Raw genomic sequence first — 10,191 nt, forward strand, 5'->3', positions numbered from 1 at the left:
ATTGCTTCTGCCATAATCTATAACCAAGATTATGAATGCTTATATGGAATCTATACAAAATAAGGGATAAATCCCGAATTGCCTCTCTTTCTCAAATACCACTGATAATCAACGTAATATCCTCTTGTTGCAACCGGCACGAATACTACCTACCTGTCGAATGTCGTCAATCATTACTTTAAATGCAACTTTAAGACATTGGTGAACAGATGTCGGGTGGAGTATGCCAAATTCCTTCTACGAAAGGAAAAGCGCACGGCTGATGAATTGATAAAGCTTTGCGGATTTACATCCAGAAGTGTCTTCTATTCTGCCTTTACCAAAGAAGTCGGTGTGGTTCCTTCACGGTATCCCGGGAATATGCTCCCGTTTCTTTCTGAATACGATTAAGTCCTTTATAAAATAATAAACAAAAAACAAATCAAGTTTTTAAATTTATAAATTTAAAGTTTTTCTATTATGAACAAAAAATTTTTAAGTGTAGTCCTGTTCGGAGCTCTTATGGCCGGCTCTTCAGTGACTTTCACGGGATGTATCGACAACGATGAACCCGCAGGTATCGAAAATCTTCGCGGTGCCAAGGCTGAACTCTTGCGTGCCAAGGTTGCAGTAGAAACAGCGGAAGCTGCATTGAGGAATGCATATGCTGCTGAACATTTGGCTCAAGCTAAATGGACAGAAGCTATGGCTGCAAAACAAGAATTGGAAAATGAAGAGAAGAGGCTGAAAAATGAAGTTGAAGCTGCTAAAACAGAGGCAGAAAAAGCTTATTGGGCTGCAGAATTGGCAAAAATTGAAGCTGATTTGGCTAAGAACAAACTTACTTGGGAAGCAGATCGATTAGCCGCAGAAACTGTTTTAGCACAAGCTCGAAAAGATTACGAGGATGCTATGAAAGCCATCGAGTTGTCAAAAAACTATCTGAGTGAAGCGGAACTGGGACAATTGAATTATGTTCAAGGAGAGTATTCTTATGCATACGCCAAATTATATGGTGGTAGCTACACTCGTTACACTGCCAGTGTAGATAAAACTACAGGAAAAGTAACATGGTCTTCTAAAGACGATAAAGTTGATAAGGAAAATAGTGCTAAGGGTATCTTGGAAGCTGCATATGATACGTATGAATCAGATGTCAACGCTGGAAACTTTGAGAATATCAGTGAAATTAAGCTCAATGCAGCAGTAGCTGAAGCAAAAACAACATTGGAAGTTACCGTTGCTGAATTAGGTATCAAAAAAGAAGCTTTGGCTGCTTTGGAATCAAGCGAAACTTTAGCTAACTGGAAGAAAGTAAAAGCTGAATATAAAGCAAAGCAAGATTCTTTGAATGATGTAGTAGCAGATAAAACAATTGCTGCCAACAAAATTGTTATTGAAAATTCAGATAAGGCAATGGCTATGCAAAAAGCATTGGACAATGCCGCTGCTTTCAAAACAAATACATTTAAAGACGGAAAGATTGTTCAAAGTGCAGAAGATAATGCTGTAATCAAAGCTTCTGATGCTTTGAAGGAAAAATTATCAGCGTTAGACTTCGCTAAAGCCGGTTCTTATGTAACCTATGATAATAGTGCTAATCAGTTTACTGTTGCATTAGATAAATCTAACTTGCTGGGTGTTGTTAGGGATAATAAGGACAATGGAACCGTTACTTTGGAAAAAGCAAAACTGGATGCCGAAAAAGATGGTGTAGCACCTTATGAATATTGGAATACGGAAGGTGTAAAACTGTTAGATGACGCTATTGTCTTCAACGGAAGTCAGGGAACTGAGTATGCAAAAATGAATGAAGCAATTGATGTTGTTATTGAAACCTTGAATAAAGCAAAAGGTGATATTCCAAGTCTTGATATAGAACAGGCAAACAAGGAACTGGCTGCTGCTAAAGAGAACTTGACAGCAATGGAAAAAGCGAAGACTGGTGCTACTAAAACTTGGAAAGATGCCGTTACTGCATGGGGAAAAGCTAAAGCTTACGCCACTGAAACTGCTGATAAAAAGGCTGTAGAAACAGCCGCTGACGTTTACGTTAAAGCAATAGCTGCAGCAGATGCCCTCTCGGGTACTGAAAAGGTAAAGGCACAAATAAAGGCTCGCCAGGCTTTTGCAGATGCGGTTGTTACCTATTATAATGCTGTTAATGCTGGTCCCGGACTTACAAGCAACACTGTTACATTAGAGTTGAACAAGGCCGTAGGAATTGGAACGGAATTTATCACTAAAAGTGTCCAGGCATGGTTGAGCGATGCAAATAATAAAGATAGTTATTTGGAAGCTTTGATAACTTACTTTGGCTTAACTGAAAGCACGGTAACAAAAGACAAGTTAAACGTTTTCTGGACTGAAGGTACAGCTGAAACTGTAACCCCCGGTGAACAACCGTCTGTAAAAGCTGATGCTGCCTTGAAGAAGATTAATACAGTGGATGATGTACGTAGTGTATTGCTGGATGCTTCAGAAGCATTGTATGGAGATGTTGAAACATTGGGTTACTATACTGTTAATGGTACAAAATATGGCCGTGAGACAGAACCTTCTGATGCTGAGATCAAGGCACAATGGGAAAAGACACCTGAAAGAGTTGGTGCATGCGGCAAGGTATTGTCAGCAGAAAAGAGAGTGAAGACTGCTGAAGAATCTGTAGCTCAGGTTGACCAGTTTGCCGCAGTTGTTAAAGCATTGGAAGAAGTAAAAGCAACCATTGCAGCAGCAAAAGTTGACTTCATGGCTGAAGCTAAAGAATTGATCGATGCTGCAAGTGCTGCCCAAAAAGAATGTGCCGATAACATCAATGCTCCTATTCAGGAATTAGGTATTGAAGCAGATTTAGCTCTGAGTGAAAAGATTGGCAATGTTATTGATGCGGTTGAAGGATCTGTTGGTGGATTTGATACAGATTGGGCAGACGAGGAACTTCTGAAACAAACAGAAAAATACATTGCTCTGATTGGAAATCTGAAGGATGAAATCAAGACTTTACAAGAAACAACTATTCCTGCCGCTGAATCTGCATTGATTAAGGCAGAAGCAATGCTTGATGCTTATAAGAATGGCAATATGTCTGCTCAACATGTAATTGAATGGGCTCAGGCTAAAGTTGACAATGCTAAGGCTAATTATGAGGCAGCAGTTAAGGAATTGACTTATTGGACAGACAAAGTTCAAGAAGTTACTGCGGCTCTTTACAGTAAAGTAGCAGAATAATTAAGTAAAAACGTAATTATACGATGATCAAGAAACTATGCACATTACTGATGCTCACTATCCTCTCTGCGCCTTTGCTGGCGCAGACTGTGGGCAGTGAGAGTGATGGCGTGTTGTTTGCTCCCAAGAAAGGCCAGTGGCAAGTATCTGTCCTGTTGGGCGGAGGTAACAATTTCTACAATGAAAAAACCTCCTACCTGCTCCCTGCCTTCACCAATACCGGCGGTTCGGTCGGACTGCCCGACAAAGGTGAGGCATCACAGGGGGACTTAAACAGATACCTGAACATTGACGGTTTGAATAACAATAGTCTGACCAACATTCTGGGTATTGAAGGCAAATATTTCCTGTCTGACTGCTGGGATATCAACTTCCAGTTCAGCATGAATATCAACCTGACTCCCAAGAAAGACTATGTGGAAGGCAACTATACGGAAGTACCCGACATGATTATCCCGGCACAAGATTACATTAGTGCACGGATGACCAACAACTGGTACGTTGGCGTGGGAACTAACCGCTATTTCAAAGTGAGCAATCCTCGCATCCATCCCTATCTGGGTGGCTCTTTAGGCTTCCAGATGGCACGTATCGAGACTACAGAACCTTATACAGGCGATAATTATTATGATGAAGATATGGTAGAAACCGATAAAGAAACCGGAAAACCGGTTGACCCCGACGAACTCGGCGGTCTTCCTACCCAGGTCTATCTCTCGGGCAGCCGTGCCGGTCAGATGTTCGGCATCAAGGCTGCCGGTGTAGCCGGTATCGAATACAGCCTGGCCCCGGGCCTGGTGCTGGGATTCCAGTTCCAACCCCTGGCCTACCGTTACGATGTCATCCAGCTGTGCCCCAAAGGTTTTGACAAGTACAACGCCTCACACCATAATATCAAGATTTTTGATATGCCGGTGCTGAAGCTCGGTATCAGATTCTGACGTAACCCGTTTACGTAGTAAATAACAAAAGGCCGTTCCGCTAAAGCGATTTAGCCGGACGGCTTTTTTCAAATGAGAAAGATGAGAAAAAGAACATGTTTTCTAGCGCAAATGACCGTTTTTCTGATAGTCGTCCTGTCATTATGTGCGTGTACTTCTGTTCCCAAAGGATGCACCATAGAAGGGACGGTAAAGGACAAAAACTACGAGGGGAAGCAGGTTTACCTGCGCCACGCACTGACTCCGGAAACGTATGACAGTACCATCGTGAAGAACGGCACTTTCCGCTTTACCTTGGGGGAAACCTCACCTGAAGTGTCCCTATTGGTGCTGAAGGCCTCCTCCGATGACCTGTTCCCCGTTACGCTTCCCGTGGTGACTGAAAAGGGAGTTGTAAAAGTGGTTCTGGGAGAGCTGGTCCTCACCTCGGGGACGGATTTGAACGACAGGCTGCAGGACTTCCTGCTGGCTGTCGACCGGTTCGGTGACGAGATGGCCGGGAAAGGGGAAAGCCACGGGAAAATCAAAAAGGATTTCTCCGTTTTGCTGGAATCCTCCATTCTCCAGAACAAGGACAACGAAGTGGGAGTCTATATCTTCCGCAGCTACGGCTCGCGTCTGTCCCCCGAACAGAAAGCACATATCGCAGAGCGGGCGGGTGAATGGTTCCGCAAGCGGCTGGATGAAACAAATAACCAATTAAAACAGTAGTGACTATGAAAGTAAAGGTGATTATTGCAGCTTTATTACTGGCGGGTGCCGGTATGAGCGCCAACGCTCAGAGTACGGATGACAACTGGTTCCTCCAGGGCCAGCTTGGTGCCTCCTATTCGCTGGACGGCACGGGTATCGGCAAACTGATTTCTCCGGCAGGACAGATTGCTGTCGGCAAGTACTTCAATCCTTATGTGGGTGCCCGTCTGGCTGTCAGCGGCTGGAGGGGAAGGGCCGGAAGCGGCAGCAGGCCCGCCGAGGGGTTCTACTATGGTGCGGCCACCGTGGACGGCCTGTTCAACATGAGCAGCCTGTTCTGCGGGAGCAATCCCGAACGTTTCTTCAATGCACGCCTTATCGCGGGTGTCGGTTACAACCGGACCTTTGACGAGGGGGCGAGCAGCTTCATGGCAAGGCTGGGCATCCAGGCAAGCTTCCGCCTGAACAAAGCCTTCGATTTCAATGTTGAAGCCCTGGCAAACGGTGTTTCCGACCGCTGGAACCGCCGGGACGACCACAGCTTCGATTCCTATTACAACGTGCTGGTGGGCATCACCTACAAGTTCGGTACGGGATTCAACCTGAAATGTCCCGACTGCAAGCCGGTGGCGTACAGGAACGAACGTTACAGCGAGTCATACGTGAAGTCGCTCAATGACAAGATCAACGAGCTGCAGGGCGCAATCGACAGCCATAAGTGTCCCGAACCCGTTCCGTGTCCCGAGGTGGAAAAGAGCGTGCCGGGCATCAAAAGCCACGTTTCCTTCGGGCTGGCAAAGACGGACATCGCCGAGGACCAGCAGGTCAACATCCTGGCCATTGCGGACTATATGAAGCAGTATCCCCGCTCAAAGGCAACCATCACCGGTTACGCCGACAAGGGAACGGGAAGTGCAAAGGTCAATGCCGAGCTTGCCAAAAAACGTGCACGCATGGTGGCCGACGAACTGATTAACAGGTACGGCATCAGTGCAGACCGACTGAGTGTGGACAGCAAGGGTTCCGAGGTGCAGCCTTTCACAACAAATGACTGGAACCGTGTAGTAATTATGATTGCGGAATAAGAGAGCCGCTTTTATAATATTTTGGTGAAAAGAAGGGTAGTTTTCTCAATTGAAGACCGCCCTTCTATATTTATGATATAAAATAAAGTTTCTTAATAGCATCAATGTTATAAATATCAATTGAGATATTGTATTTTTGTTCCCATCCAGTCACTTTCCATCTCTCTCTTGCTACGATAGATTTTCTTATCTTTTAAATAATAATAGTCCGGTTTGCCGGCAAATTCTATATTGGCATACTCTGACTCATTAGTATGATGTATAGACCATACACCTTCATAATTTAAGGTATCGTCAAATAGGATAAGTGTGGTTGAATCTTCTTTTAACTCAAATTTTATCCCTGATTCCGTAACAAACACACCATCAAAGGGAGCAGAATTACTGCTATCTCCTTTGCATGAGGAAAATATATAAAAGTAAAGAAGAATCAGCGTATAAGTAAATAACTTCATGTTTATTTTTATTTTGATTTCGTAAAAAAAGGACGCTCCTTTTAAAAAGCGTCCTTTTCATATTGTAGTCCTAAATATTAGTTATTGGGAGTACCGTCTGCCTTGTGAACATTCACTTCGAGAGCTTCTTTCTTCAAGACACCCCATTTATGAGCAACTTCAACAGAGATATACATCTTATAATCAACATTAACCGGAGTACCTTCATTGTTGAAGTATGCCAAGTGGGTAGGATCTGAAGCTACTTCTTGAGCATTTGCTTTATCAACCACACCACCATTTTCAGTAGCTTCCATCTGTTTCAGTGATGCCTTGGTTGGCAACTTACCGTCTTTCACACCTTCGGTATGTTTGTAAGTGTTAGTTGCTGCATCATATGACAAGCTGGTAGTTACTTTATCTGTTAAGAACTTAACATTGTGAACACCGTAGAAATCATACAATTCATGTGCATATTCACCGTCCTTAACTTCCGTAAGGTCTCGAGCTGCAACTTTATTTCCATTCCAGTCTGTAAAGTTGAATCCGTTTGCTACATTCAAGAAGCTACCATCGATTTCTGCATCAACAAAGTTACCGTTAATGCTACCGTCAATAGTCAAAGGATCAATGAAGAATACTTCAAATTTCTGAACAGGAATTATATTAAACTCATTGTATTCAACAACCAAGTTTACAGGAACAGATTTACCAACCAATGCCTGAGCTGCAGGTGTACCATTCAGTTTGTCTAATTCGTGTAAACGAACGTGGCTTTCGCATTCATCCGTTCCAGAACCCAGTGTTTCATTGAAGTCCCATGGCAAGTATTGAGTATTTGACAACTCTCCAGCACCCATCTTGTTTTCGATAGTTGCAGCTAAAGTTTCCTTATTTTCCTGGACGTATTCGAAGTTATTCCATGTAGCAGGTGCAGTACCCTTCCATAATGAAATACCATCTTGGCTTACATGATATCCTGCCAAATAATCATAGTTATTGAAACGAGCCTCATCAAATACAAATCTTACATCGGCACAAGAACGGATATTCTTAATAAACTGAGCCAAATTTTCAGGTTTAGCACTTGTAGATTGGTAGATATATCCGTTAACAAGGTCTGCGGAAATATGGCTATAAGCTTTCAATTCACAATCAGTTCCATTATACTCATGTTCATGATCAGGTGTAACTCCTGCTCCATTATTCCAACCATTGTTATTAGTTGTGAATACAAGCGGATTTACGTTGAATATACCTTCACCTGTACCATTTTTCCAGTATGTTCCTTGGTAAGCAAATTCTTGTTTCGGAGCAACTATTTCCTGAGTAAAGTGCTGAGTGATATTACCTACAGTACCTACAGCATCTACATATTCAATTTCGATATCAAATGTAGAAGAGTAGTTACCATTTCCATTATCCTTAAGGGCACCTACAGTTGCAGGGTTCATAGCCCATACCAGATTGTATGAAGTATTGTCTTGTGCGTCTTCCAAGAAACCGAACAACAAATCTACGTCATTCTTCAATGCTTCTGCTCCATCCTTTTCTTGTTGTTTGCTACCTTCATTCCAATCGGCAGCAGCATCTGTAGAAACAGTGAATTTACTTAAATCCATTGCTTGACCATCTTTCATCAGACTCTTCACTTTTAAAGTCTTGAATACATTGTGGAACTCAGTCTTACTCATACTTTGTCCACCATTGAATTGAACTTGATGGTAGATAGCTTCATTCATATCCTGAGAGAACAATTGCTGGAACATATCCTTGCAACTGATAATGTCTTCAGTGAAATTGAACGGTTTTAATGTCTGTTCTTCAGCTTTGTCAATCCAACGCACTTTAATGTAACGTTGTGCAATCAGTGCATTACCATTCTTTGTATCGATTAATGATACACGTACAATGGGTTCACGACCGATAGAAGCTCTTGAGAACTCGTTATCTGCCAAATCCACATCATAAACTTCCGATTTCAGCATATTGCCTTTTAATATTTTAGCAAATGCCTGTTCGTCAGTCTTGCGGTCACCCTGTAGATATTCAGCCTGAGCAAGAGCAAAACGGAATTCTAATCCATAATCTGCATAATTTTCCAGTTCTCTGTGTTCTGCATGTTTGTTAGCTTTAGTAGTAGTACAAACAGTAACCAATTTATTTAAGTCAAGCGGTTCATTATATGCCTGCTCAACATCCACCAACTGATTATTGGTTGAGCCATACAGACAAATAGAATCATGATAATGAACATAAATATCTTTGTTGTCTGCATCTTTTTGAATCTCATCTGCAAATTCGCCCTCAATCGGTTTTGCAAAATCAGTCTTAGAGTTAGCCAAATAAGGGATAGCCACAATTTCCTCTATACGAGAATATTCAGAATTTACATATACTCCCTCAATTTTTCCTGCTTCTTTGTCAGCTTTCTCTGTTTCTGTGTAATTAGCTTCAGTAACAGGAACTTTCAAAGACGCCATATAGAATGTTTCTGTGTTGTCTACCTTGTCTGTAGTAATCTGTTTGCCTAAGAAATCTTCACTTTTTTTGAATGTAACAGTCAATACTCCGTCCTTAATTTCCTTGCTTGTCGGTACAATCGGGCTGTTTGATGTTACATCAGCAGATCTTTGTGTGTTTTTTGATGTGATACAATCAAATGATGGCAGCTCAATATCTTCGGTACGCACTCCCATGCTTGGACTTACATGGAAATAAGCTTCATTCTTTTCTGTAGAAATATAGCGTGCTTCACCAACAGGTTCATGGTCTAAAACAGGACGATTGGTATGATTACCAGGGTTCGATTCATGTTCCTCCATTGCCTTATATCTCTGAGGAGTATACTGTAGAGTAGTCAAAGTAATAGCGGCAATACCATTGATATGTTCTGTTGGAATTAAAGCAAGACTAGTCAAACGATGACCTATAATCTGCATGACTTCGGCACTCAATTTATCTACCTTCTCGTTTAAAGCCTGCAAGCTTTCTGAAGTAATGAAGTCACCTGTTAACTCTTCTTTCAAAGCTGCGATTTTTTTGTCTACACTTTCTAAAGAAGCAAGCTTGCTAATTTGTGCTTGAAGTTCTTTCTTCAAGTTCTCAAGGTCTGTCGAAGTAACCTCACCGCTACCACTGCCTCCTTCTTCGGCTTTTTTCAAAGCTTCTTCTGCTTTAGCTTTTGCTTCCTCTGCTATTTTTTTTGCATCAGCCACAGCAGTTTCCATTGTGGAAAGTTTTTGAGTCATTTCCTCAAGTGAAGCCTTTTTATTCAGTTCTTCTTGTAAATCCTTGATGTCATCATCATAGTCTTTACAAGACACGAACGTTCCTGTAGATGAAGCCATCAAAACTCCGAACAGGACTGCACTTAAAAATTTTTTGTTCATAATAGAAAAACTTTAAATTTATAAATTTAAAAAAAATAGAATTGTTATTGTTTTTTTCAAGATTTAAGTAACTGTATATGAGTTCAATATTGCTATATTTGCTTGTCTTTATAATACTTTTGATAATATAAAGGAGATACTCTCATAATTTTCTTAAATGCTGCATAAAAAGCGCTTCGAGAGGAAAAACCGCAAGGTTTATAAAGTTCATTTGGAGAATATACTTCATTGGATATTAATTGTTTAGCATATCTTATGCGGTATTTGTTCAGCAAGTGTTTAAAGTTGCATTTAAAGTAATGATTGACGACATTCGACAGGTAGGTAGTATTCGTGCCGGTTGCAATAAGAGGATATTACGTTGATTATCAGTTATATTTGAGAAAGAGAGGTAATTCGGGATTTATCCCTTATTTTGTATAGATTCCATATAAGCATT

7 protein-coding genes and 1 pseudogene are annotated in these 10,191 nt (G+C 41.5%); 5 read left to right on the forward strand and 3 right to left on the reverse strand.

The window, feature by feature from the left end:
• Positions 1-141: 141 nt before the first annotated feature.
• The 5 genes and pseudogenes from HMPREF1534_RS20190 to HMPREF1534_RS00360 all read left to right on the forward strand — a co-directional run.
• Positions 142-390: pseudogene (locus tag HMPREF1534_RS20190) on the forward strand (helix-turn-helix domain-containing protein); the annotation flags it as partial.
• Between the two features lie 69 nt (positions 391-459).
• Positions 460-3,207: a hypothetical protein gene (locus HMPREF1534_RS00375; protein ID WP_005945502.1), complete on the forward strand. Its 2,748-nt coding sequence runs from the start codon at positions 460-462 to the stop codon at positions 3,205-3,207.
• Between the two features lie 23 nt (positions 3,208-3,230).
• A complete protein-coding gene (locus HMPREF1534_RS00370) occupies positions 3,231-4,148 on the forward strand; it encodes a BT1926 family outer membrane beta-barrel protein (protein ID WP_005945504.1) in 918 nt (305 codons plus the stop codon).
• A gap of 81 nt (positions 4,149-4,229) precedes the next feature.
• Positions 4,230-4,859, forward strand: coding sequence for a DUF4369 domain-containing protein (locus tag HMPREF1534_RS00365; protein WP_258462381.1), 630 nt, complete (start codon positions 4,230-4,232; stop codon positions 4,857-4,859).
• Positions 4,860-4,864: 5 nt separating this feature from the next.
• Positions 4,865-5,926: an OmpA family protein gene (locus HMPREF1534_RS00360; protein ID WP_005945508.1), complete on the forward strand. Its 1,062-nt coding sequence runs from the start codon at positions 4,865-4,867 to the stop codon at positions 5,924-5,926.
• 116 nt (positions 5,927-6,042) lie between these two features.
• Here the strand turns inward: HMPREF1534_RS00360 and HMPREF1534_RS00355 are convergent, their stop codons facing one another.
• The 3 genes from HMPREF1534_RS00355 to HMPREF1534_RS20195 all read right to left on the reverse strand — a co-directional run bounded on the left by HMPREF1534_RS00355 (position 6,043) and on the right by HMPREF1534_RS20195 (position 10,099).
• Positions 6,043-6,381 (reverse strand): hypothetical protein, encoded by a 339-nt coding sequence (locus tag HMPREF1534_RS00355; protein ID WP_005945510.1) that lies wholly within the window; start codon positions 6,379-6,381, stop codon positions 6,043-6,045.
• A gap of 77 nt (positions 6,382-6,458) precedes the next feature.
• A complete protein-coding gene (locus HMPREF1534_RS00350; RefSeq protein WP_005945512.1) occupies positions 6,459-9,752 on the reverse strand; it encodes a hypothetical protein in 3,294 nt (1,097 codons plus the stop codon).
• A gap of 92 nt (positions 9,753-9,844) precedes the next feature.
• Positions 9,845-10,099: a helix-turn-helix domain-containing protein gene (locus tag HMPREF1534_RS20195; protein WP_081626398.1), complete on the reverse strand. Its 255-nt coding sequence runs from the start codon at positions 10,097-10,099 to the stop codon at positions 9,845-9,847.
• Positions 10,100-10,191 lie beyond the last annotated feature (92 nt).

The organism is Phocaeicola massiliensis B84634 = Timone 84634 = DSM 17679 = JCM 13223 (genome assembly GCF_000382445.1).
GTDB classification, from domain to species: Bacteria; Bacteroidota; Bacteroidia; order Bacteroidales; family Bacteroidaceae; genus Phocaeicola; species Phocaeicola massiliensis.